This is a genomic window from Streptomyces sp. NPDC057900 (genome assembly GCF_042887885.1).
GTDB lineage: Bacteria > Actinomycetota > Actinomycetes > Streptomycetales > Streptomycetaceae > Streptomyces.
In genome coordinates, this window is record NZ_JBHVOI010000019.1 from 37299 (window position 1) to 59174 (window position 21876).

At 69.4% G+C, this 21876-nt stretch carries 22 protein-coding genes; 13 read left to right on the forward strand and 9 right to left on the reverse strand.

All coding sequences use genetic code 11. From position 1 onward, the window contains the following. Nucleotides 1-43 precede the first annotated feature (43 nt). The 3 genes from ACFVQ0_RS35630 to ACFVQ0_RS35640 all read right to left on the reverse strand — a co-directional run bounded on the left by ACFVQ0_RS35630 (nt 44) and on the right by ACFVQ0_RS35640 (nt 2262). On the reverse strand, nt 44-250 hold the full coding sequence (locus ACFVQ0_RS35630; RefSeq protein WP_390093340.1) for a hypothetical protein: 207 nt from the start codon (nt 248-250) through the stop codon (nt 44-46). Between the two features lie 750 nt (nt 251-1000). Beyond that, the gene (locus ACFVQ0_RS35635; protein WP_390093341.1) at nt 1001-1228 is read right to left on the reverse strand and encodes a hypothetical protein; all 228 of its coding nucleotides are present in this window, start codon (nt 1226-1228) and stop codon (nt 1001-1003) included. A gap of 629 nt (nt 1229-1857) precedes the next feature. After that, nucleotides 1858-2262 carry a hypothetical protein gene (locus tag ACFVQ0_RS35640; RefSeq protein WP_390093342.1) on the reverse strand — a complete coding sequence of 135 codons (405 nt, stop codon included), beginning with the start codon at nt 2260-2262 and terminating at the stop codon, nt 1858-1860. 186 nt (nt 2263-2448) lie between these two features. Between ACFVQ0_RS35640 and ACFVQ0_RS35645 the strand changes: the two genes are divergently transcribed. From ACFVQ0_RS35645 to ACFVQ0_RS35680, 8 genes are all read left to right on the forward strand, one after another. After that, nucleotides 2449-2781 carry a GntR family transcriptional regulator gene (locus ACFVQ0_RS35645; RefSeq protein ID WP_390093343.1) on the forward strand — a complete coding sequence of 111 codons (333 nt, stop codon included), beginning with the start codon at nt 2449-2451 and terminating at the stop codon, nt 2779-2781. A gap of 153 nt (nt 2782-2934) precedes the next feature. Further along, entirely contained in the window at nt 2935-4362 is a 1428-nt protein-coding gene (locus ACFVQ0_RS35650; protein WP_390093344.1) for a helix-turn-helix domain-containing protein, read from the forward strand. A gap of 21 nt (nt 4363-4383) precedes the next feature. Then, nucleotides 4384-5067 carry a RibD family protein gene (locus ACFVQ0_RS35655; RefSeq protein WP_390093345.1) on the forward strand — a complete coding sequence of 228 codons (684 nt, stop codon included), beginning with the start codon at nt 4384-4386 and terminating at the stop codon, nt 5065-5067. Beyond that, complete coding sequence (locus ACFVQ0_RS35660; protein ID WP_390093346.1) at nt 5067-5534, forward strand: deaminase; 468 nt, start codon at nt 5067-5069, stop codon at nt 5532-5534. The genes ACFVQ0_RS35655 and ACFVQ0_RS35660 overlap by 1 nt, the downstream gene beginning before the upstream one ends. A 187-nt stretch (nt 5535-5721) precedes the next feature. Continuing rightward, on the forward strand, nt 5722-6030 hold the full coding sequence (locus tag ACFVQ0_RS35665) for a helix-turn-helix transcriptional regulator (protein WP_390093347.1): 309 nt from the start codon (nt 5722-5724) through the stop codon (nt 6028-6030). 903 nt (nt 6031-6933) lie between these two features. After that, the gene (locus ACFVQ0_RS35670; protein ID WP_390093348.1) at nt 6934-9036 is read left to right on the forward strand and encodes a hypothetical protein; all 2103 of its coding nucleotides are present in this window, start codon (nt 6934-6936) and stop codon (nt 9034-9036) included. A gap of 53 nt (nt 9037-9089) precedes the next feature. Then, complete coding sequence (locus ACFVQ0_RS35675; RefSeq protein ID WP_390093349.1) at nt 9090-9845, forward strand: DUF721 domain-containing protein; 756 nt, start codon at nt 9090-9092, stop codon at nt 9843-9845. Nucleotides 9846-10135: 290 nt separating this feature from the next. After that, entirely contained in the window at nt 10136-10405 is a 270-nt protein-coding gene (locus ACFVQ0_RS35680; RefSeq protein ID WP_390093350.1) for a hypothetical protein, read from the forward strand. 126 nt (nt 10406-10531) lie between these two features. On the opposite strand, the gene ACFVQ0_RS35685 is transcribed toward ACFVQ0_RS35680, so the two are convergent. Then, nucleotides 10532-11662, reverse strand: coding sequence for a glutathione-independent formaldehyde dehydrogenase (locus ACFVQ0_RS35685; RefSeq protein ID WP_390093351.1), 1131 nt, complete (start codon nt 11660-11662; stop codon nt 10532-10534). A gap of 190 nt (nt 11663-11852) precedes the next feature. Further along, nucleotides 11853-11981 (reverse strand): hypothetical protein, encoded by a 129-nt coding sequence (locus ACFVQ0_RS35690; RefSeq protein ID WP_390093352.1) that lies wholly within the window; start codon nt 11979-11981, stop codon nt 11853-11855. 121 nt (nt 11982-12102) lie between these two features. On the opposite strand from ACFVQ0_RS35690, the gene ACFVQ0_RS35695 reads away from it, so the two are divergent. From ACFVQ0_RS35695 to ACFVQ0_RS35705, 3 genes are all read left to right on the forward strand, one after another. Further along, the gene (locus tag ACFVQ0_RS35695) at nt 12103-15561 is read left to right on the forward strand and encodes a DNA polymerase III subunit alpha (protein ID WP_390093353.1); all 3459 of its coding nucleotides are present in this window, start codon (nt 12103-12105) and stop codon (nt 15559-15561) included. Then, the gene (locus ACFVQ0_RS35700; protein ID WP_390093354.1) at nt 15558-16577 is read left to right on the forward strand and encodes a hypothetical protein; all 1020 of its coding nucleotides are present in this window, start codon (nt 15558-15560) and stop codon (nt 16575-16577) included. The genes ACFVQ0_RS35695 and ACFVQ0_RS35700 overlap by 4 nt, the downstream gene beginning before the upstream one ends. Before the next feature lie 309 nt (nt 16578-16886). Further along, nucleotides 16887-17762 carry a DNA ligase gene (locus tag ACFVQ0_RS35705; RefSeq protein ID WP_390093355.1) on the forward strand — a complete coding sequence of 292 codons (876 nt, stop codon included), beginning with the start codon at nt 16887-16889 and terminating at the stop codon, nt 17760-17762. An 80-nt stretch (nt 17763-17842) separates the two neighbouring features. Here the strand turns inward: ACFVQ0_RS35705 and ACFVQ0_RS35710 are convergent, their stop codons facing one another. The 4 genes from ACFVQ0_RS35710 to ACFVQ0_RS35725 form a co-directional block, all read right to left on the reverse strand. Continuing rightward, nucleotides 17843-18811, reverse strand: a complete 969-nt coding sequence (locus tag ACFVQ0_RS35710; RefSeq protein ID WP_390093356.1) for a DUF4231 domain-containing protein — start codon at nt 18809-18811, stop codon at nt 17843-17845. A 4-nt stretch (nt 18812-18815) separates the two neighbouring features. Next, the gene (locus tag ACFVQ0_RS35715) at nt 18816-19376 is read right to left on the reverse strand and encodes a hypothetical protein (RefSeq protein WP_390093379.1); all 561 of its coding nucleotides are present in this window, start codon (nt 19374-19376) and stop codon (nt 18816-18818) included. A 209-nt stretch (nt 19377-19585) separates the two neighbouring features. Continuing rightward, the gene (locus tag ACFVQ0_RS35720) at nt 19586-20038 is read right to left on the reverse strand and encodes a hypothetical protein (protein WP_390093357.1); all 453 of its coding nucleotides are present in this window, start codon (nt 20036-20038) and stop codon (nt 19586-19588) included. Further along, nucleotides 20035-20829, reverse strand: a complete 795-nt coding sequence (locus ACFVQ0_RS35725) for a DUF4231 domain-containing protein (RefSeq protein ID WP_390093358.1) — start codon at nt 20827-20829, stop codon at nt 20035-20037. Before ACFVQ0_RS35725 ends, ACFVQ0_RS35720 begins: the two co-directional genes overlap by 4 nt. A gap of 412 nt (nt 20830-21241) precedes the next feature. Here ACFVQ0_RS35725 and ACFVQ0_RS35730 point away from each other — a divergent pair, with 412 nt between their 5' ends. Together ACFVQ0_RS35730 and ACFVQ0_RS35735 are read left to right on the forward strand one after the other, a co-directional pair. Beyond that, nucleotides 21242-21499 carry a hypothetical protein gene (locus ACFVQ0_RS35730; protein ID WP_390093359.1) on the forward strand — a complete coding sequence of 86 codons (258 nt, stop codon included), beginning with the start codon at nt 21242-21244 and terminating at the stop codon, nt 21497-21499. Between the two features lie 8 nt (nt 21500-21507). Beyond that, entirely contained in the window at nt 21508-21876 is a 369-nt protein-coding gene (locus ACFVQ0_RS35735) for a hypothetical protein (RefSeq protein WP_390093380.1), read from the forward strand.

Below are 21876 nucleotides of genomic sequence, written 5' to 3' on the forward strand. Positions count from 1 at the left end.
GGGCCCGCACCTTGAGGTGCGGAGCCACGGGCAGACGGCAGGCTCACCGGCTGCTGGCCTGGTCGTTGCCAGCGTTCTGAACGGCGGTGCTGATGCCGCTGCCCATGCCGTTGATGGCCCCGGCAAGGGGGGACGTGGCGAGGGCGTAGCCGCAGACGAGTGCGGCGAGCAGGACTCCGGCGCGCATGTCGGAGCGCCAGAACAGCCAGGTGGCGCCACCGGCGAACAGGAACAGGGGAAGGCTGATCACGAGGTCCTCCAAGGACGGGGAGTCGGGGAAGTGCTCTCCAGCCGCGAGGGCCGAACAGAGCGGGAAGCGGGTGCTCCTTCGCTCTCCACCGCCACCGGACCGCTTTGAGGGGCGGGCCAGTGGCGACTGGGCAACGCAGGAAGCGCGGCGTACGGATCAGCGCGAGAGGAAAACCGCGGCGATCACAATGAACGGGCCGGCCATACCGAGCAGGTAGATGAAGCGCATAGCTCGTACCTCCGGGGTCAGGGGGCGGATCGCGGCGACGGCCGGGGATGATCCGCTGGAGCGTGCAGACGGTGTACCGGGTGTCCAGCCGCCCAGGCCCTGGCGGCGGCCGCAGCCGCGGCAACGAGCAGGGACTGGGCGAGCGGGTGGTGAATGCCGTGGGCGGCGAGGGCCCGGGCCGCGGTGTGCTGCGCGGTCCGGGCCCGTGTGATCCAGAAGGTCACTTCTTGCCAGCGTTCGATCCGCTCGACTGCCGGTTCTGTTCCGCGTTCTTCCGGGCGAGCTCTGCGCGTTCGGCGTCGGTCATCGCTGACCACCGCCCTGCGCGTTACGGCGGTCGGCCTCCTGCGCCCTGCGCAAGGCCTCGTCGGCCTGGTTGCGTGTGATGATGTTCATCGGGCCTCCTATCAGGTCCTGACGGCCCCGGGGGTGCGATCCTCGGGGCCGTCGTTGTGGTGCGGGACGGGTTGTCCCGACTCCCGCCATCCCCGTCCCAGCCGGGTCGGCTGGACAACCAGGGCGTCAAGCCCGGCGGGGGCGGCGGTGGCAGTTGTTCGCGTGGTCCTGCGCCTGGGCCGCGGTGGGCTGCGTCGGCCAGGCCCACTCGCCGCAGCCGGTGCAGGTGCTCGTTACCGTGCGGTCGGGGAGCTCCCGAACGTCCACCTCGGCTCCGGCCGGGGTGGCGTAGACGGCGAGAAGCAGAGAGCGGGCGGCGGGGGTCACGGTCGGGCGGACTGTGCTGTCGAACATCGGGCCTCCATCAACGTTCTGGACAGCAGGGGCTGTCACGGCGTTCTGAGCGCGTTCCTCCGCGCTCTCCACCGCTCACCGACCGCCGAAGCGTGCGGTGAGCGACTGGGCAGCGCGGGGCTGCAAATCAGGGGGCGCGGCCTCTGCCGCCGCGCTGCTCGTCTTGCCGTACTGGAGGGAGACGAGGTGCCCTCAGTCCCGACGCGGCTCCTCGCCTCGGCTGGAACCAGGTGCCGAGGGTCTGGGAGCGGGTCGCGTCGTTCTTTACGTCGTGGGATGTAGGCCCTCCGCACTCGCCATCAGTAATGAGCGCCCGGTTGTTACTGCACCGGGCCGCCCCAAGCGCAGGGCGCCTGACGGGTCATTGCACGTGCCGACTACCACCACCAGGGGTAATGGCGCCTCACGACGGGTTTCCACTCACCTCCGACCGGTGTGCTCACGGCCGGAACTGCGGTGGTGGATCACGCTGTTGAGTTCTCAAGTAACGGCCGCTTCCTTCGTACTCACCCCTGCGGGCTTTCCTCTGGGCGGTCAATCGGGGACCGAGGGTCCGGCTCCCTCATCCGGCGCCGCCCGCAGGGGCAGTTCCGGGTGGGGGAGCCGGGTCCGTGAAGACCCGGCTGGAGCTAGGCCGCGAGCGGCACGGGCTCAGTGGCGGTGACCGGCGGCGCGATGCGCAGCTGCGTGGCGTAGGGGAGGAGCACGTCGACCAGGCGCTCGCGCACCAGCTCGGTGATCGACGGGTCGGCGGCGACGATGTCCCGCGCCGCTTCCCGCCGCGCCCCGGACTCCGCGATGACCTCGTCGAGCGCCTTGGTCTTGCCCTTGGTCACCGCGGCCGCGGCGTCCCACCGGGCCAGCTCGTCCGACGTCACCAGCCCGTACATCTCGAGCGGCGTCCCGAAGGCGATGTCCAGGTCGATGTCGCCGAAATCCGGCAGCGCCACGTCGATGGCGTCCAACAGCTCCTGGGTCTCCGTGTCGAAGTACTCGGTGGCGAGGCTGGCGGCGGGGCGACGGGTGACGTTCATGGGGTGGTGCTCCCTTCGGGGTTCGGGCTACGTGATCCCAGGAAGTGCCAGGTGGGGGCTTCTACCGCCCCGTTCACCTCGTTGGCATACCTAACTTAGCTGATACAGTCGGGGGCGTGTCAAGTGCTTGATTGAGGAAGCTATGGAAGCTAGCTAAGGCGAGGGGGTCGACCTACGATGTGGCTCATGAGTAACGAGGCCGTGCAGCCGTACCAGCGAATCGTTCAGGATGTCCGCGACAAGATCCGCTCCGGTCGCTGGACCGCCGGGACGAAACTGCCGAGCACACGCGAGCTGGCAGAGGAGTACGGCGTCGCGGCCGGCACCGTCCAGCGAGCCCTGGCGGAGCTGCGCACGGCGGGGCTCATCTACTCCCACCAGGGGCGCGGCTCCTTCATCACGGAGACTGCCTCCGAGTCCAGCGAGGACTCGACTGCCCGCGCCCTCAAGGCCCTTGAGGAGCAGGTTGCCGACCTCGCCGCACGCCTCGAACGTATCGAGAAGGGCCGAAGCGACTGACGTCCTTCCTCGCGTCCCGTTACGCATGTTCGTCCCTCCTTGGCCGGTCCAACTTCGTTAGCAAAGTTGTAGGCCCGACCACGGAGCTGGTTCTAGGTCTGACATGTGTCCAGCCGCTGGACACACCGATAGGAGACATGGAGGGGGATCAACGTGGGGCAGAAGCCGAACGTTCTGACCCCGGAGGCATCGCCCCTGGACCGCTTCGGCTACACGGTTCGAGACCTCCGCGAGCGGCGTGGCCTCAGCTTGCGCGGCCTTGCGGACGAGGCCTTCTGTTCGTACTCCAAGCTGTGGAAATGGGAGAACGCGAAGCGCGCTCCGAAATACCGCTCCGAGGTCGAACAGCTGGACCGCGTACTCAACGCCCAGGGCCTGCTGATCGAGCTGTGGCAGCGCATCGGCACGGATGATTCCTCGCAGGGTCATGTGTCCGTTTCAGGGCTCCATGTGTCCGAATCATCGGTGGACCTGGCCATGGCCGCATCCCAGCAGGCAACGTCGGACGATGAGGGGATCTTTGTCCCCGCTCGTCTACGGGATGGATCGGTGGTTTTCGTGGCACTCGATCGACGCGCGATGCTGCGCGGCGGAATGGGTCTCGGTGCAGCTGCGGCCCTGGGCGGGGGGACGCCGGCGGCCGCCAGCTCTCTGCCGGGGCTAACACGGCCTGCCCGATCGGCTTCCGCCTACAGCGGCACGCCGGTCGAGCACTTCCAGCGTGCGCGTCGTCTGCTGATCGACAGCGACAACCTCCTCGGCCCCGGCCGAGCCGTCGCGGCCGCGCGCCAGCATATCGAGGACATCAAGCAGCTGCGTCAGGACGCGAAGGGCGCTGATCGTCACGCCCTCATGGAGCTCCAGACGCAGTACGCGGAATTCGCCTCCTGGCTCTACCAGGACCTGGGCGACTTCGACAACGCGCAGTTCTGGCTCGACCGGGCGTTCCAGTGGAGCCACACCGTCGGGGACGGTGACCTCACCTCGTACGTGATGGCCCGCAAGGCACAGCTCGCCGGCGAGTTGCGCGACCTGGTCGACGTCGTCGACCTCGCCGAAGCCGCGCAGCGCATGGCTCGTCCTCGTAGCCGACTGGCCGCCGTCGCCCGGACCTACGAGTCGTACGGGCACGCACTGCGCGGTGAGTCGACCGACAGCGAGCGCGCGATCGACGACGTACGCAACGCCCTCGATCGCGTCTCCGGCGATACGACGCCCTGGGGCGTATGGCTGAACGAGCAGTACGTGGAGGTACACCGGGCGCAGGGCCTGGAGGTGCTGGGCAAGCACGCGGAGGCCGCAGAGGTCTTCACCAGCGCCATCAAGGCACTGCCCGACGGTTACCACCGCGACCGCGGCGTCTACATGGCTCAAGCCGCCGTGGCCCACGCCGGTGCCGCTGCGCCCGACCAGGCCGCCGCGGTCGGCCTCCAGGCCCTGGCCATCGCCAACGACACGGGCTCGGGCCGGATCGTCCGGGCGCTCGCGCGTCTCGACAAGGCGCTGGTGCCCTGGCAGCGCCAGCCCGAGGTCGCGGAGTTCCGCGCGCACTTCGACGGCACACTCGCCCACGAATCCTGAGCAGAACGGATCACATCACCTATGACCACGCGTCCGTACGTCATCCTCTCCGCTGCCATGTCGGTCGACGGCTACCTGGACGACGCCAGCCCCGAGCGGCTACGCCTGTCCAACGCGGCCGACTTCGACCGCGTCGACCAGGTCCGCGCGGAGTCCGACGCCATCCTGATCGGCGCGACGACCATGCGTAAGGACAACCCGCGCCTCTTGGTCAACAGCGAGGAACGCAGAGCTCAGCGCGTCGCGGAGGGCAAGCCGGCCTACCCGCTCAAGGTCACGGTCACCCGTACCGGGGACCTGCCCGCCGACCTCAACTTCTGGCACCACGGCGGCGAGAAGCTGGTCGTCACCGTCGACGCCGCAGTGGAGAAGGTTCGCGCCACGCTCGACGGCTTGGCCGACGTCGTCAGCGTCGGCCCGGAGCTCGACTGGGGCCTGGTCCTCGATGAGCTCGGGCGCCGTGGAGTCGGCCTACTCATGGTGGAGGGCGGCGGCACGATCCACACCCAGCTCATGGCCGCGGACCTCGCCGACGAAGTGCACCTCGCCATCGCGCCTCTGCTGGTGGGTCAGCCGGAGGCGGCACGCTTCCTGGGCACCGCCGACTACCCCGGCGGATCGACGGCCCGGATGAAAGTGCTGGAGATCCGGGCGATCGACGACGTCGTCTTCGTCCGCTACTCCCCGAAGGAGCGCACCGCCTGATGTACACCCCCGACCGAGCCCAGGACCTGCGCTGGATACAGCGTGCGATCGACCTCGCCGCGCTGTGCCCTCCGGCCCCCGGTGCCTACTCGGTCGGAGCGGTCATCGTAGGCGAGGACGGCACCGAGCTGGCGTCCGGCTACTCCCGCGCGACCGGCCCTCGCGAGCACGCGGAGGAAGTCGCCCTCGCCCAACTCCCCCAGGACCATCCGCGCCTCGCAAGTGCGACGATCTACAGCTCGCTGGAGCCCTGCTCCCAGCGCAGCGCCGCCCGTACACCCTGCGCGCGGCGCATCCTTGAGGCCGGCATCCCGCGCGTCGTCATCGCTTGGCGCGAGCCAAGCCTGTTCGTTGACGACTGCGTCGGCTACGAACAGCTGGTGGAGGCTGGAGTCGTTGTGGTGGAGCTGCCCGAGTTGGCAGCGGCCGCGAAGGCCGTGAATTCGCACCTGGGGGGCCTCGCATGACAGGGCAGGTCTACGTCATCGGATCGCCTGGCAACTGGACCGTGAGGACTCGAAGTGAGAGGTCCCATCAGCTGTTCACCGTTCGGTGCCCGGCATGAATGGCGGCCAGGCGGTCGCGCTGCACCCCCACACTCATAGATCAAATGGTGTATATTTCGGAGATCATTCGATCATGGGAGTCTGTGCTATGTCCGACCCGGACCGCTTGAAGCGGGTCGACGCCCTGCTGGAGGGCCTGGAAGACGACGTCCTGCCGCCGCCGCGGGTGCGCGCTCAGCTGCGCCTCGCTGCGAATCTCACCCAGCAGGAGGTCGCGGACGCGGTCGGCGTGAAGCGCCTCTCCGTAGTGAATTGGGAGCTGGGGAAGACCAACCCCCGGCCCCCGAACCGCAGGGTCTACATCCACCTGCTCAATCAGCTCGCAAAGCGCTTCCCCAACGCCGCTGTACTGGATCCGGGCAGCGCGACGCCGGCCTCCGAGGGGGGATCGGGATGACCTAACAGTCATCGGCCGCGCGCGCCAAGAAGCGGACTAACCTCCCGCTGGCCTCGCGCGGCCCGTCTCCGACTCGGGCTCATAACCCGAGTCGGTCGCTCAGATCCCAGTTAGCGCTGGTCCTGAGCTGCGGCGATCAAGCCGCTCACTACTCCACGGCCCCTAATCAGGGCCACCACCGGCCACTAACCACGGCCACCACAGCCAGATCAGCAACTTGCGTCACCCGCGGTGCCCCCACCACAGGGGCCACGCGGTTCAGCAACACCGGGAGGGACGGAGAAATCTCCCCCACCCGATCGGCGCCCGCCCTCTTCTCACGAAGGGGACGGCTCCACCCCATCCGCAAGGAGGCCGGTCCAGCCCCGAGGGGTTCTGGTCCGTCCAGCTATATGGAAGGTAGGTCGTTCTCATAGTGCCCGAAGTGGTGTCCCCCTGTCAGCTTGACCCTGTCCGTTTCACCCCGGTTCAGGCGCGGCGGTCGTCCCGTGTGACGGGATCGACGTACGGTTCATCCCTCCTTTTCTTGTTCGTGCAGGAAAAGGGTCTTCCGGTAGGAAGCTACAAGCGGGGGGCTTTCGGGGCGGTCTCGCCGGGGGCGGGCGCGGGGTCGGCTGCCCGGCTCGTGCACCCGCTCGCGGACGTCGTCCGCGAGGACGGCTTCCCGTGTGGCGGGACGCAATCCGAGATCGTTGCCCGCCGTGCGGGAGCGACGGGGGCAATCGGGGCTCACCGGCCTCTGTCCACAGGGCTCGCGGTGCAGGGTCGTCGCGTGGATCAGGATTCGAGCGTTTTGTCTGCTCAGGGGGGTGTCCGCTTTGGCGTGTACACAGGCCCCATGCAGACGCAGAAGATCGCGGCCCGTACGGGTTCCACTCTCGCCGGGGCGGGCCGGTGAGCGCCGTGGCGACACAGGCCGAGCCGGTCGCGCGGCTGGAGGTGGGCAACCCGCTCCAGCTGACCGAGACGATGCGCACCCGGCTGCTCGCGGCCGTGCGCGCCCTGCTGTCGGACCCCGGCCTGAAGGGTGCGGACGACCCGGTGCGCCTGGCGGCCGTCGTGCTGATGGCGAAGGCCAAGGTGGCGAAGAACTACCGCGCGACCGTCACCGCGAAGGAGCTCGGTCGGTGGGTCGGGCTGAAGCCGTCCCGGATCGGACACCACGTCCTTCCGCAGCTGCGTGAGCGTGGCGTGCTCGGCTCGAACGAAAAGGTCAGCCCGATCGGGCGGGTGACGGGCCTGAAGTGCTGGGTGATCCCGATGTACCGGGCGCAGCACGGCGGGGACCGTCGGCACGCCCTGGCGCTGTCGCGGGTGGAGCTGGTCGTTCTCCTGGCGCTGATCGAGGCGTTGTTCGCGCCGGGCTGGAATCACAAGGACGGCCGGGTGACCCCGGCCGGGATGCTCGCGGACCGTAAGGGGCGCGGGGCGGCGACCGACCGGCTCGGGCTGCTGCTGATGGTGCTGTCCTCGAACGCGAAGGGCTGGCTGCCGTTGTGCTCGGGCAGCGTGGACACCGAGCGGGGCCGTCCAGCGGCGACGGTGGCGCGACTGCTGGGCTGCTCGCCGGCGGGCGGGGCGAAGGTGCTCTCCCGGCTCCAGGAGCAGGACGTGCTGTCGGTGGACCGGCGCGAGACCGTGTCGGGGCTGAACGCGCGCAGCCGGGTCCGGCTCCTGCCGGTCGCCAAGGCACACGGGATCGCCGTCCGGGAGGCCCGCGAGGTCGCCGACGCGATGTTTTCAGACCTCGCCGTTACTGCATCCGGCGATCTTGAAGCGACGATGGAGGATGTGACCCCTGTGGTTACTGGGGTTCAGGGCGCCGGGGAGGACCTGGGTGCAGGTTCGGCAGACCGCGCCGATGCTGCACACCTTCACGCCTCTCACGCTTCTGTGGTTACTCCCGGTGGGTCTCTCTGGCTCTCTGGTGGCTTTTCCGGCGAAGGCCGTGGTGGGCACCACGGTCTGCCGGACCGCGCGTGCGTGCGCAAGGACGGCGGCCCGCTCCGCGGGGAACAGCCGAAGAAGTCCCCGTCGATCAGCAGCGAGAAGCCCGGCCGCGGGCCGGTGGCCGGCGGCCCGGTGCGGGTCGTGGGCGGTGCGGGTCAGGGCAGGCAGCAGCGAGGGAGGGTGGCTCTGCCGTCGGAGGACCTGCAGGTTGTCCTGGCACCGGTCGACCTGGTGTGGGCACGCCTGGACCGTTCGGTCACCCGGAAGCTGGTGGAGACCGCTGCCCACAGCGAGCTGAAGCAGGTGGTGGGCTTCGCGGGGCCGACCGATGGGCCGAAGATCCTGGCCGACCGGCTCGCCCGGCGCCTGGAGGAGCAGATGCGGCTGGGCAAGCCGATCGTCGACCCGGTGGGCTGGCTGATCGGGCGGGCCCTGCCGCAGCGCCAGCTGTGTACCGAGCCCCGGTGCGATGAGGGCGCGCTGCTCGACTCCGGCCGGGACTGCCCGCGCTGCGAGGACCGGCAGGCCGACCGCCGTGCCCAGCGCCGCACGGTCGCCGCCGTCATCGACACCTCGATGCCGAACGCCTCGGAGATCGAGCGCCGTACGGCCATCGAGCAGCAGCTGCACCAGGACGTGACGGCCAAAGCGTGGGCCAAGGCCCGCCGATGGGAGCAGGTCCGCGAACAGCAGGCCGCCGCCTCCCAGGCCCGCGCCGAAGCCGCCGCCGCGCAGTCGGCCTTCGAGGTCCCGGCCGCACAGGTGGCTCCGGTCGCGCTGCCCGTGCCGCGCCCGGCCGCTGCCGCCCCCGCTCCCGAGCCGCACCCTGCGGACGTTGACGACCAGGAGCTCGTCCTCGAGGACCTCACCCGGGAGCAGGTCCTGGACTGGCGCAACCGCGCCGCCGCCGACCACCAGCTCGTCCACGACCACATCGACCGGTACGGCGAGACGTCGGCGCGGCGCCTGTTCACTCGGGCGTTCGTTGAGACCGTGCAGCGCCTGGCCGACCTCGGTCACCTGGACCTCGGCTACACCATCTGGGGGCAGGCGTGAGCGGCGGCGAGACGTCCGGCGTCGACCTTGCGAGGGTCGCTTTGCGGGCCGCGATGGAGCATGCCCGGAAGAACGGCGCCGGCCAGAAGGCGAAGAAGCAGCCGCGGACCGGCGCGACGGTGCGACGCGACGGGCGCGAGCCGATGGGCCTGGGCACGGCGATCGGCGCGCTGGTCACAGAACGGGCCTGGACGCTCCCGGCCGCCGGCGCGACGCTGCGCCAGCGCTGGGCGGCTATCGCTCCCGAACTCGCCGGGCACGTCGCCGCGGTGGCGTACGCCCAGGACTCCGGCCAGCTCACCGTGTGCCCGGAATCGTCGGCCTGGGCGACGCAGACCCGTCTGGAACAGACCGGGGTCATCGCGGCCGCCAACAAGGCAGCGGGCCGCACCGTCGTGCGCGCCCTGCGGATCCTGCCGCCCGGCGCCGCGCCTGCGCCCGGTCCGGCCGACACCGACCCGGCCGGCCCGCCCTCGCCCGCGCCCACCGGTCCGGCGAAGACCAGGAAGACGGCGTGCGAGGGCTACCACCGTGCGCTCGCCGCGCATCAGTCGGCCACCCCGGCACGCCGGACGGACCCGGGCATCGCGGAGGCGCTGGAGCGGCAGAACCAGGCGATGCGTGAGCTCAGCCGCCCGGCATTCCCCGAGCCCGATGTCGTGCCGGACGATGCGCCGGCCCCGATCGAGGCGGTCCGAGACCAACGCCGCCGCCAGGCCGCGGTGACCCAAGCCGCAGCGCTGCGCAGGGCCCGAGCCGAGCGGGCCGGAAAGGCGCAGGGACCGCGTCAGCTTGGACGGACCGCATGACCTGACCACGAGGTTTGACCGGGCGTCGCAGGCCCTGCCAGGATGATGCACCACAACCGCATAAAGAGGTACCGGCGGATCGAGGTGGAGCCAAGCTCCCTCGCGACGGTGCAAGCACCAAGGCGAGGTTGATAGATCGACCAAATCCCTCGCTGGCTCAACCGCTTGAAGGCACACCCGCGCCCGGGTTCCCCGGGCGCGGGTGTCTTTGTCTGCCCACCCAGACCTGCTAGTCCCGTGTCCAAAAGCCCCGGCAGCCGCCGGGGCTTTCCCTATGTCCGGAGGTCCCCGTGACGGAACTCGCTTCTGCCGTACCCGCCTACGTCCTGCTCGCCGCGCTCGCGGTCATCGTCATGCTGCTCACCGTGGTCGCCATCGTCGCGAAGGCGGTCGTGGCTAAGGCCCGCCCCGAGGACTTACAGCACATCCTTCCCGGCCTCGGCCAGGTCCTTGCCGCGCTGGCCCTCTTCCTCCCCTGGGGGCGCGGGACGCGGGGCCCGACCGGCGCGCCGCCGGTTCCCGTGCGGTCCGAGCGCAGAGGAGGGCGGCGCCGGGGATGAAGCCGGGGTCAGGCCGCCCGCGGCTGGCTGGAGGGCGTGGCCTGGTCGGCGGGCTGGTCCAGTTGCTGCTGGCGGCGCCTTGGTGCTGGCGCACGTCAAGCACAAGAAGTGATCTGCTGCGGGTGGTCAGGGCTTGAGTACGACCTTGGTCCATCCGGGGTCGCGGTCATCGAAGTGGCGGTAGGCTTCGGCCGCGTCGGCCAGGGGCAGTTCGTGCGAGACGATGAAGGACGGCTCTGCTCGGCCGTGGTGGATGAGGTTGCCGAGGTAGCGGTTGTACGCCTTCACGTTGGCCTGGCCCGTTCCGATCCGCTGTCCCTTGAACCAGAACTTGCCGAAATCGAAGGGCAGTTTGCCCTTCCGGGTCAGTTCGGTCGGGGCGCCGTCGTCCTGGGGGAGGAAGACGCCGACCACACCGATGGCGCCGGTCGCCTTCACTGAGGCCACGAGGTCGTTCAGGGTCGCTTCGGGGCGTTCGGTGCCCTGTGGATCGTGGGCCTGGTAGCCGACGCACTCGCAGCCCTTGTCGGCGCCGCCGTCGGTGAGGTCGAGGATCTGCTCGACGTGATCGCCCTGCGAATCGTCAACTGCGGTAGCCCCGGCTTCCTCGGCCAGCCGCAGCCGGTCACTCTGGCGGTCCACCACCAGAACCTGACTCGCTCCGCGCAGGTACGCGGAGTACGCGGCCATCAGCCCTACTGGTCCGCCTCCGTAGACGACCACGGATTCCCCCGGCGAGACGGCTGCCAGCTCGGTGGCGTGGTATCCGGTGGGGAAGATGTCCGCGAGCATGACGTAGTCGTTTTCCTTCTCTGCGGCGTCCTCCGGCAGGACGAGGCAGTTGAAGTCGGCCCAGGGCACGCGCAGGTACTCGGCCTGGCCGCCGCCGTACGTACCCATCGCTGCGAAGCCGTAGGCCCCGCCGGGTGTGTCGGAGTCGACCGAGAGGCAGAAGCCCGTGAGTCCGCGCTCGCAGTTGGCGCAGAACCCGCAGCCGACGTTGAACGGGAGGCAGACGCGGTCGCCGGCCTTCACCCGGTCCACCCCGTCACCGACCTCGACAACGTCTCCAAGATTCTCGTGGCCGAGGGTTCTGCCGGTCTCCATCGTGGTTCGTCCCTCGTACATGTGAAGGTCGGATCCGCAGATGTTCGTCGAGGTGACCTTGACGATGACGTCCGTGGGACGTTCGATCCTGGCGTCAGGGATGTCGACCACGGCAACATCACGCGGGCCCTGGTACACGAGCGCTTTCACGCAGCTCACCGGCTTCCGGCAGGGGCGCCCAGCGGCTGTGGAATCCGAGGGCGCGGGAATCAAGCTCCTCCCTCCACCATGCGCGCCAGACGGCCCTCTCGCAGAACCACCCGGCTGTGACTGAGCACGACATCTGGCCTGACAAATTCGATACATAGCGCCTGCTGGCTCACCCGGCGTGCGAGCTGGGTCACCACCGGGCGCGCAGTACGCCGTCGCTGTCCGGGAGGGCAGCACAGAGCAGCGGGTGGTGTTCGGCGAGGGACAGTGGCAGGGCGCAGGCGGCGCGGGCATCGGCCACGTGGGCGCTGAGCTCCACAGCGGCTTTCCTCTTCAGGAGTTCATGACCATGAGTCGCGTGTTCGATTCTTGTTCGAGTACTCTGGTGGTCCAGACGGTTGGTTTGGGTTGTTTTGGGGGTTATGGGTTCGGAGGGCGTGATGGGTGGTGGGGTGCAGCTGCATGTCGCCAGCGGCTACTCGACCCGCTTCGGCGCCTCGCACCCGCACGCCCTCGTCGACCGGGCCGCCGAGCGAGGCATCGAGACGCTCGCCCTCACCGACCGCGACACCGTCACCGGGATCGTCCGCTTCGCGAAGGCCACGGCCGGATCCGGCGTACGGCCCGTCTTCGGCGTCGACCTCGCGGTCGCCCCGTACGCGTCGGCACCGGCCGCGCCCCGTCCGCGTACCCCGGTGCGCGGGGGAGCGCACGTGGTGGAGGCCCCGCTGCGGGTGACGCTGCTCGCGCAGGACGCAGGAGGTTGGGGGAGGCTGTGCCGTCTGGTGTCCGCCGCGCACGCCGCCGGGGACGGGCCGCCGACCGCGAACTGGCCAGCGCTGGCCGAGTCCGCCGGCCAGGGCCTCACAATGCTGCTCGGTCCGGCCTCGGAACCGGTACGGGCGCTCTCGGCCGGACGCCCGGACCTCGCCGAGCAACTCCTGTCCCCCTGGCGGGAGATGGCCGGGAAGAACCTGCGCCTGGAAGTCCTGTGGTGGGGGCTGCAGGGCCTGGGCCCGGGATCGCTCCGTCTGGCCGCCCACACCCTGGGCCTGGCCGACCGCCTCGGCATCCGCACCGTGCTGACCAACGCCGTGCGCTACGCCGATCCCGGCCAGCACCGGATCGCCGACGTCCTGGACTCCGCACGCCTGCTGCGCCCCATCGACCGGTCCCGCCTGGACTGCGGTGAGCGGTGGCTGAAGGGCCCACAGGCGATGGCGGCCGCGGCGGAGGAGATCTGCCGCGCCGCGGGCGCGGGTCCTGGCCGGGCGGCCGCGCTGCTTGCCGAGACCGCCCGGACCGGTGAGGAGTGTGTGATCGATCCGGTCGCGGACCTCGGGCTGGGCCGTCCGCATTTCCCCGAGCCGTCCGTGGTGGGAGCCGGCAACCGGTCGGGGGACGGGATGCGGTTGCTGCGGCAGCGCAGCGAGGCAGGGATGACCGCTCGCGGTCTCGACCGGGATGTGCGGGCGATGGATCAGCTCGGCTACGAGCTCGGGGTGATCGAGCGCCTCGGATATGAGGCGTACTTCCTTGCGGTGGCCCAGGTCGTCGCGGACGTCCGCGACATGGGGATCCGGGTCGCCGCCCGCGGCTCCGGTGCCGGGTCCATGGTCAACCACAGCCTTTTCATCGCCACGGCCAACCCGCTCTCGCACCGGCTCCTGTTCGAACGCTTTCTCAGCGAGCGCCGTACTTCCCTGCCGGACATCGACCTCGATGTCGAGTCCGCCCGGCGCCTGGAGGTCTACGACCGGATTTTCGAACGGTTCGGCTCCGAGCGCGTGGCGGTCACCGGGATGCCGGAGACCTACCGTGCCCGTCACGCGCTGCGTGATACGGGGCTCGCGCTCGGGATCCGCCCGCAGAGCGTCGACCGGATCGCGAAGAGCTTTCCGCATATCCGCGCGTGCGACATCGGCTCCGCGCTGTCCGAGCTGCCCGAACTGCGGCAGCTCGGAGCCGAGGCCGACCGGTACGGTCCGCTGTGGGAGCTGGCCGAGGGCCTGGACGCGCTGCCGCGCGGCTTCGCCATGCACCCGTGCGGTGTGATCCTTTCCGACGCGAGCCTGCTCGACCGCCTCCCGGTGCAGCCCGCTCCGGGAGGCGCCTATCCGACGGTGCAGGCAGACAAGTACGACGTCGAGGACCTCGGCCTGCTGAAGCTTGATGTCCTCGGCGTACGCATGCAGTCGGCGATGGCGCACTCGGTCGCCGAGATCCGCCGCACCACAGGCCGGCACATCGACCTCGACAGTCCCGACCACGTCGACCTCGCCGATGAGCCCACCTTCGAGCTGATCCGCAGCGCCAAGGTGCTGGGCTGCTTCCAGATCGAGAGCTCCGGGCAGCAAGATCTCATTTCGAGGCTCCAGCCACGGCACATGCAGGACGTGATCGCCGACATCAGCCTCTTCAGGCCCGGCCCGGTCGCCGGCGGGATGCCCGCGAAATTCATCGCCGCCCGGCACGGGATCGAGAAGCCTCATTACCCCCACCCCGACCTTGCGCCGATCATGGACGACACGTACGGGGTGGTGATCTGGCACGAGCAGATCATGATGATCCTGGCCACGATGACCGGCTGCGACCGTGCCGCCGCGGACGTCGCCCGCCGCGCCCTCGCCGACGCCGACCGGCTGCCGAAGGTGGAGACGTGGTTCCGCCGCTGCGCCGGCGAGCGCGGCTACACCCCGGACGTGATCGACGAAGTCTGGGACATCATCAAGGAGTTCGGGGCCTACGGATTCTGCCGCGCGCACGCCGTGGCCTTCGCGGTCCCGGCCGTCCAGTCGGCCTGGCTCAAGACGCACTACCCCGCCGCGTTCTTCGCCGGAATCCTCCAGCACGACCCAGGCATGTGGGCGCCCCGCGTCCTGGTCCAGGACGCGAAGCAGTTCGGCGTGCCGATCCTGCCGGTCGACGTCAACACCTCCCGCACCGCGTACAGCGTCGAGCCGACCCCGAACGGCTGGGGCGTACGGCTCGCGCTGTCCACGGTGCGCGGGATCACCGAGGCGGAGAGCGCCCGCATCGAAGCCGGCCAGCCGTACACCGGACTGCAGGATCTGTGGCTGCGCGCCCGCCCGTCCCTGCCGCTCGCCCAGCGCCTCATCAAGATCGGAGCTCTCGCTCCGCTGCAAGGCGGGCTGACACGGCGGGATCTGCTGCTGCAGGCCACCGAGCTGCACCGCTCCGCACGCAACCGGACCACGATCGACGGCCAACTGCCGCTCGGCGACGAGACGCACGCGGGCGAGCCGGCCGGGCTGCCCGAGATGACCGGCCGCGACGTGATGAGCGCCGAGATCGACGTGCTCTCCATCGACGTCACCCGTCATCTGCTCGAACACCACCACCGCCTGCTCGCCGAGCTCGGCGCGACCGACGCCCACCACCTGCAGGCGATGCACCCCGGACAGCAGGTGCTGGTCGCCGGCGTACGGGCATCGACCCAGACACCGCCGATCCCCTCCGGCAAACGGGTCATCTTCGTGACCCTGGAGGACGGCTCCGGCCTCGCGGACCTCGCGTTCTTCGAGGACTCCCACGACACCTGCGCGCACACGATCTTCCACTCCGGCCTGCTCCTGGTCCGCGGAGTCGTCGAGAAGCGCGGCACCCGGCGCACGGTGGTCGGACAGATGGCCTGGGACCTGGAGGAAGTCGCCACCACCCGCCGCGACCTGGGCCCCGAAGCCGCCCTCGCCCTGCTCGGCCGCACCACACCCGCCCCCACACCAGCCCGCAGCAGCAGCACGCCGAGTGCGGGCCGGGCACTCGACGACGGAACGGCCGGCGCGAAACTCAACGCCTGGAGCGATCTGCAGCCCGCCGGGTCCCGCTCAGCCGACCTGCGGCGCCTGGGACACCGATCCCCCGGATCGGCGGGGTGAACGCCATGACCACCCGAAGCATCCTGCGCATCCAGCTCCACAACCTCGGCCCGGCCGCCCAGGAACCGTACGAGCAGGCCCTCGCACTGCTGCGTGATCTCACCCCGCTGGTGCAGGCCCTCCCGCCGGACGCCGCCGACCTCGATGTCACCGGCGCCCTGCGGTTCTTCGACCGGGACATGGGGGGTCTGGCGGCCATGGCCGCACTCCGCCTGGCCGCACACCTCGGGCTACACACAACGATCGGCGCCGGCCCGAACCGGATGCTGGCCGCGATGGCGGCCGACACGACCGCCCCCGGCCACGTCACCGTCGTCGCCCCGGACCCCGAGGCGATCGCCGCGTTCCTCAACCCCAAGCCCGTCGCCACCCTCTACGGGGTCGGCCCGGCCACCGCCCGCACGCTCGGGGAGTACGGCCTGCACCGCATCGGCGACCTTCTCGACGTTCCGCTGCTGACGTTGCAGCGCATCCTCGGCAAGGCCACCGCCGTGACGCTGTCGCAACGCGCCCGCGGCCTGGACCCGCGCCCAGTCACCACCGAGGCCGCACCCAAGTCCACCGGCTGTTCCTACGCGTTCAGCCATGACGAGCTCGACCCCACTGCACACCGTCGAGCCCTGCTCGACCTCTGCGAACGGCTGGGGCTGCGGCTGCGGACCACCGGCCAGGTCGCCGTGCGGCTCGGCCTGAGCATCTCGTACGCCGACGGTGCCACGACGCAGCGCTCACGCACGCTGGAGGAGTACACCGCTCACACACCGGCACTGCGCACTGCCGCCTACGACCTGTACGCCCGCCTCGGACTACAGCGCGCCCGCGTCCGCACGATCACTGTCCGCGCGGACCTCACCGATACCCAGAACGCCGTCCAGCAGCTGCTCCTGGACCCGGCGGACGATAAACGGCGCCGCATCGAGCAAGCCGCAGACCGGGCGCGGGGCCGCTTCGGCAATCAGGCAATCCGCCCGAGCTCCCTCGCCCGGCAGCGGCGACGACCAACGCCCTCCACCTGATCGACCAGCTCCTCGCCGTCCTGGAAGCCGCCACCACGCCGTACCCCTGGCCTCACCGCCAGCTACACCGACCGGACCACCACCCGCGCCCGGGCCCTGACCGAACCCACCGCCCATACTCCGCAGCTCGCCCGTACCGGGCTCGAAGCCGCCCTCGATCGAGCCAGGGCCGCTACGGATCTGGCATCGCCGGCAGCCCAGCCGCCTGCAGCCGCACACACCACTGACCCGAGCGTCAGTCACGCAGATGGATAGACCGTACGGACCGCCGGGCGAGCGTCTGGGGCGGAATGCTTCAAGGATTGGGATGTGGAGTTCCCGGTCAAGGTCGCGCTGGCGCAGGCGGTCCCGACGCTGCCCACCGGTCCGGGCTGGTGGTACGAGCCGAAATTCGACGGGCACCGCACCGTCCTGCGGCGCACCGAGGAGACCGTGATCCTGTACGCCCGGTCCGGTCGGGTCGTCACCCAGCGTTGGATGGATCTGGCCGTCGCCGCCATGGCACTGCGCCCCGGGACCGTGCTCGACGGAGAAGCGGTGATCTGGAAGGAAGGCCGCCTCGACTTCGGGGCGGCTCAGTCCCGTGCAGCATCCGGACCAGCTCGGGCCCGCGCCCTCGCCGTTCGGCACCCGGCCTCCTACGCGGTGTGGGACCTCCTCCAGCACCCCGACCCTGCGATCGGGGACTGCCGCGCGATGCCATATACGGACCGGCGCGCGTATCTCCTGGACATCCTGGCCAGCATCGGGCCGCCCATCCAGGCTGTGCCCGCCACCGACGACCGAGCGGTGGCCCTCCACTGGTACGAGGTGCTGCAGGAGCGAGGCATCGAAGGGATTGTGGCCAAGAAGGGATCGGTCGGCTACCCGTCTGGGCGACGAAGCTGGACGAAGGTCAGGCACTCGGACACGCAGGACGCTTTGGTCGTTGGCTTCGCAGGCCCGCACCTGCGCCCCCACCATCTGGCGCTTCTCTTCGGTGATGAGGGGGGCCCGGTTCGGATCTCCGCTCGGCTGGAGCCGGTCCTCGCCGGCCGTATCGGGGAGGCCCTCGCCCGTGGATTTGTGACGGGAGTACGGCGGGCCGAGGGCGAGACATATGCCCGCGTCAACACCGACCTGATGGTTGAGGTGCTTGCCGGGTCGGGCCGGCACGGCACGCTGACCGTGGTTCGAATGCGGTAGCACCTGCCGCGCAACAGCCTGGAATCATGAGCACCGAGAGTCATCCACCGCCCGTCCCGGCCCGCGCCGGCCGACCCTTCTCACGCCGGCGGTTGGCTGGAGAGGGTGGCCTGGTCGGCGGGCTGGTCCAGCTGCTGCTGGCGGCGGCGCTGTTCGTTGCGGTGGTCTTCGACGCGCTGGGTGAACTTCTTCAGTGCCTCGTCCTCCTGGCCGGGCCCGTACTCGCTGTAGTGACCGATGCCGAGACGGACGGCGTTCACTTCCTCCTCGATGGCGTCGGCGGTCTGCTGGAGGAAGTAGCTGCGCTCGCGGAACTTGTAGTAGCCGGTGAACATCGCGGCCACCGTGATAGCGAAGCTGATGACGGTCAGGGTGACGCTTTGCCAGGTCAGCTCCTTGCCGGTGTCAAGGGCCGCGATCGTGGTTGTGGACGCGGAGCCGATCATGATGAGGGTCTGCAGGCCGTTGTGGATCGTCCGGTACTTACGGCTGTCGGCCTGGTACTGCTCGACTGCGGCCGTGACTTCCTCGCGGTAGAGCTGGCGCCGGTCCTCCACGTCCGGGTTGTTCCTGACCATCTGCTTCCACAGCGACTCCTGCTGCGAGGCGAGATGCGCCTCAAGGCGCTGGAGGCTGGACACGTCCCGCCCGGCGAAGTAGACGCCGACCAGCGTCAGCACGGACATCAGGAGCAGGCCGCCGCAGATCAGGTCGCCCACGACGAACCGCGTCGGGTCGCCTGTGGTGCCCCAGGCTATGCCTGTGCCGATGACCGCAGCGAGTAAGGACAGCCAGCTGAGGGTCGCCCCCGCGCGCCAGATGCGGTCCAGCAGCTGGCGCCGGGCGAGCTGCTCCTGGGCGTCGATGACGAGGTTGGTGGTCACCACATAGATCCGTTCGTCGTCGTCCCGCTGGCGGGCGCGAACCCGTTCAGCTTCGTCCCGTTGGCGGGCGAGAGTCCGTTCGGCTTCGTCCCGCTGGCGGGCGTTGATCAGGTCGTCTGCGTCCTGGAGGCGGCGGGGCGCGTCGTCGTCGAAGTCCCGTGCCACGGGATCAGCGGGCGAACGCTTCGGTGAGGCTGATGCGGTAGCCGTCCTCTTCCATCAGCACGACGGTGACGCCGAACGGGTCGGGGTGGTCCAGCTCGATCGGGGTGAAGGAGAAGTTCACCGCGGCTTGGATGGGCGGGACCAGCTCGCCGCCGGGCTGGGGCGCGGGGGCCGGCTTCCAGTCGGGGGTGACCGCCGCCCAGCCCTCGGGGCTGCGGGACAGGAGCTGCTCGCTGTAGGGGAACTGGTGCAGGACGTGCCCGTCGCGGCTGGCGAGCACCATGTTCAGGCACGGCGCCGGGCCGACGATGGGCAGATCGCAGGCGGTGGCGACGTCGTGGGTCTCCCAGGCGAGGACGATCTCGTCCGCGCCGGACGCCGCGGCGATGTTCGCGAGCTCCGCGATCCCGGCGAGCGCGTCCTGGCCGACCTTGGTCGGGCGGACCCAGATCAGCCCGACCAACTCGCCGCGCGCCAGCGGCATCATCAGCGGGCGCGGCACGGCCCCCTCGCCCAGCGAGGCGGTGTACGTCTCCTTCGCGACGCCGACCAGACCGTTCCACATCCGTGCATCCACGGGATCCCCCTCCGTCTGCCGTAACCGATCAATCCCGACCCTGCCACGCAGAGTGATGTCATGTCAGCGAGATGATCAGCCAGCTCCCGGCCGGATGCGCGCGGACTGGGCACTGGCACGGCCGACTGCAGATCTCCGCACTCAGCAACCCAATACGCGGACAACGACGCGTCGCGCCGTATCCATCACCTCGCCCGTCAGTCGCTTCTCTTTGGCCAGGACCGTTGCTGAACAACCAGCGAGATCGATGGCACGTCTGGCGGGAGCGCCCACTCGGTGATGTGCAAGCCCGCCAGCTCGATCAGTTCCTCCGGGACTCCCAGCAGGTGCAATGGGGTTCGGCCGTGCCGGGTCAGCCACGCCCGGCGCCTCTGCTGTTCCGCCGAGTCGAGCCGCGCCCACACATCGATCATCACCCCCGGCGCCACGCTGGGCACAGGACGGGTGCGGCGCCGCACGTAGGGCAGGTTGGCCACGTCGTCGGCAAGGGCGACCAGGCACCAAGCGGATTCGTAGGACAGAGAGAATCCGTGGGCGGCCCGCAACCGGCGGGTGCGCCACTGCCAGCGCGGTGCCAGTAGCCAGCGGACCGTCGTCAGCGATACAGCCCGCTTCCGGGAGCGATCGGTGTCTTCTTCGCCGCCGCTCATTGCGCTGAGCGCTCGTCACGTGAGGTGCTCTGCTCCAGTTGAACTTCGCGTTTCCGCTGTTCTTCTTTGATCCTTTCGACCGTTGCTGCGTACTGGACGAGCCGAGGATTCTCTTCCAGTCCTGCGTAGTCACCGAGTTGGAACCCGCTGGCGTTGTAATTCTTCTCGATGTCGTCTGCTGTCGACTGTGAAGTGGTACCGCGCTCTCGGAACTTGAAGTAGCCGGTGACTCCGGCGGAGATTCCGACCAGGGCACTCAAGGATGAGGTAAAGGTTGATAAGACTGTGTTGGATCCCTCGTTCATCGCCGTGAGAGTGGAAACCACAATTGACCCGGTGATGATGAGTAGCTGAAAAATGTTGTGTACACGTCTGTTGCGGCTCGCCTGCGCCCGGTAGGAGGCGATGACATCGAGCGAGGCCTCCCGGTAGACGCGCAGGCCCGAGGTCGTGTCGAGGGGGAGTTGAGCGGCCGCCGTTTGGCGATGTTGCAGCGCGTCACGAAAAGCACTCGCTTTTGTAGCAAGGTTTTTATGGTTGTTAAACAGCCAGTATGAGCACGCAATCCATAAGATGTTGACGATGGCCAGAGAGATCCATCGAGTGATTCCATCGTCCGATTTCCACAGGCCGACGATGACGGTATATCCAAGTATCCCCGTCAGAGTCAGCGAACCTAAAAGGATTAGCCAGCCAATCCTTTGAAGCGCCTTAGCCGCCCTCAGGTCCGCTTCTTTTAGGCTGAATTGGGCAAACTTTTCCCTGTACTCCTCGTGCGGATCAGAAGTCACGATGCTCTCCCCCCGGATGAACGAATCTCCGAAGGTACGGGGCGTGATGAAGGAGTCGCAATGGCGCCTTGTGGCTGGTGAATCCTTATGCGGCGTGAGCTGCCTAAAGAAACGCATGAGATCTACAGAGTTCCTACCCAGTCGGGGGGGGTGCGGGGTAGGGCGGCGTTGGCACCGGGCCGTCGCCTTGCCACGCACGACGTGCCCAGGGCCGACTTCACCAGCCGAGCGGGTTCGCCACGCGAAAGAGGTGTGCAACACGAGGGTGCAACATCGGGTTGCAACGTAGGCGTGTTGCGGTTCTGACCTGCGTACTCACCGCGAAATGCCTAGCGGCTCCTGCAGGCGCGCACGGGCGCTGTTGGGTACGGGTACGTACCCGTACCCTTGTGGGATGGGAAGGAGCACGATGATGTCTGATGCCAATGTCCGTATCCCCGAGGAAGCCAAGGACCGGCTCGCCGCGATCGCGGCCTCGGAGGGGTTGTCGCTGCGCGCGTATCTGGCGCGCCTGGCCGAGACCCTGCTGACTCCTGCCGAGCGGGCCGAGCGGGCCGAGAAGACCCGGGCAGTGCTGAAGGAGTGGAACGGCTACGCCCCGACCGCTGCTGAGCAGAACGACCTGGACAGTGAGCTGGACCGTCGCCTGGCACAGGTGACCGCCCGGTGAGCGATGCCATGCACATCGTTCTGGACGACACGGCGATGGCTGCGGCGGGAGGGGGCAACGTTCTGGCCTCCCGGCTGATCCACCGAGCCCATGCCGAACCGGGCTGGTTCCTGTACGTCCCGTCCTGCGCGCTCGTGGAGGCGGACCGGGCCCGGCCCGGCACGGCCGAACACCTGGCCTCCCTGCCCGGCATCACCGTCCTGGACCTGGACCTGCCCGCCGCGCTGGCCGTCGCACAGCAGGAGACCTGGGCTGCGGCTCACAGCCAGTACGCGGCGCAGCCGACGGCTGAGCGTCCCGACGGTGCGATCATCGCCACCACCGCTCCGCACCGGTGGGCGGGAGAGCCGGTCCGCATCCTGGACCTCACTGCCTGA

Excerpts from the sequence above, each read along its gene's own strand:
- ACFVQ0_RS35635 (WP_390093341.1), bottom strand. The coding sequence starts at position 1,228 with ATGTTCGACAGCACAGTCCGCCCGACCGTGACCCCCGCCGCCCGCTCT.
- ACFVQ0_RS35640 (WP_390093342.1), bottom strand. The coding sequence starts at position 2,262 with ATGAACGTCACCCGTCGCCCCGCCGCCAGCCTCGCCACCGAGTACTTC.
- ACFVQ0_RS35645 (WP_390093343.1), top strand. The coding sequence starts at position 2,449 with ATGAGTAACGAGGCCGTGCAGCCGTACCAGCGAATCGTTCAGGATGTC.
- ACFVQ0_RS35655 (WP_390093345.1), top strand. The coding sequence starts at position 4,384 with ATGACCACGCGTCCGTACGTCATCCTCTCCGCTGCCATGTCGGTCGAC.
- ACFVQ0_RS35660 (WP_390093346.1), top strand. The coding sequence starts at position 5,067 with ATGTACACCCCCGACCGAGCCCAGGACCTGCGCTGGATACAGCGTGCG.
- ACFVQ0_RS35665 (WP_390093347.1), top strand. The coding sequence starts at position 5,722 with ATGTCCGACCCGGACCGCTTGAAGCGGGTCGACGCCCTGCTGGAGGGC.
- ACFVQ0_RS35675 (WP_390093349.1), top strand. The coding sequence starts at position 9,090 with ATGGAGCATGCCCGGAAGAACGGCGCCGGCCAGAAGGCGAAGAAGCAG.
- ACFVQ0_RS35695 (WP_390093353.1), top strand. The coding sequence starts at position 12,103 with ATGGGTGGTGGGGTGCAGCTGCATGTCGCCAGCGGCTACTCGACCCGC.
- ACFVQ0_RS35715 (WP_390093379.1), bottom strand. The coding sequence starts at position 19,376 with ATGTGGAACGGTCTGGTCGGCGTCGCGAAGGAGACGTACACCGCCTCG.
- ACFVQ0_RS35720 (WP_390093357.1), bottom strand. The coding sequence starts at position 20,038 with ATGAGCGGCGGCGAAGAAGACACCGATCGCTCCCGGAAGCGGGCTGTA.
- ACFVQ0_RS35730 (WP_390093359.1), top strand. The coding sequence starts at position 21,242 with ATGTCTGATGCCAATGTCCGTATCCCCGAGGAAGCCAAGGACCGGCTC.
- ACFVQ0_RS35735 (WP_390093380.1), top strand. The coding sequence starts at position 21,508 with ATGCACATCGTTCTGGACGACACGGCGATGGCTGCGGCGGGAGGGGGC.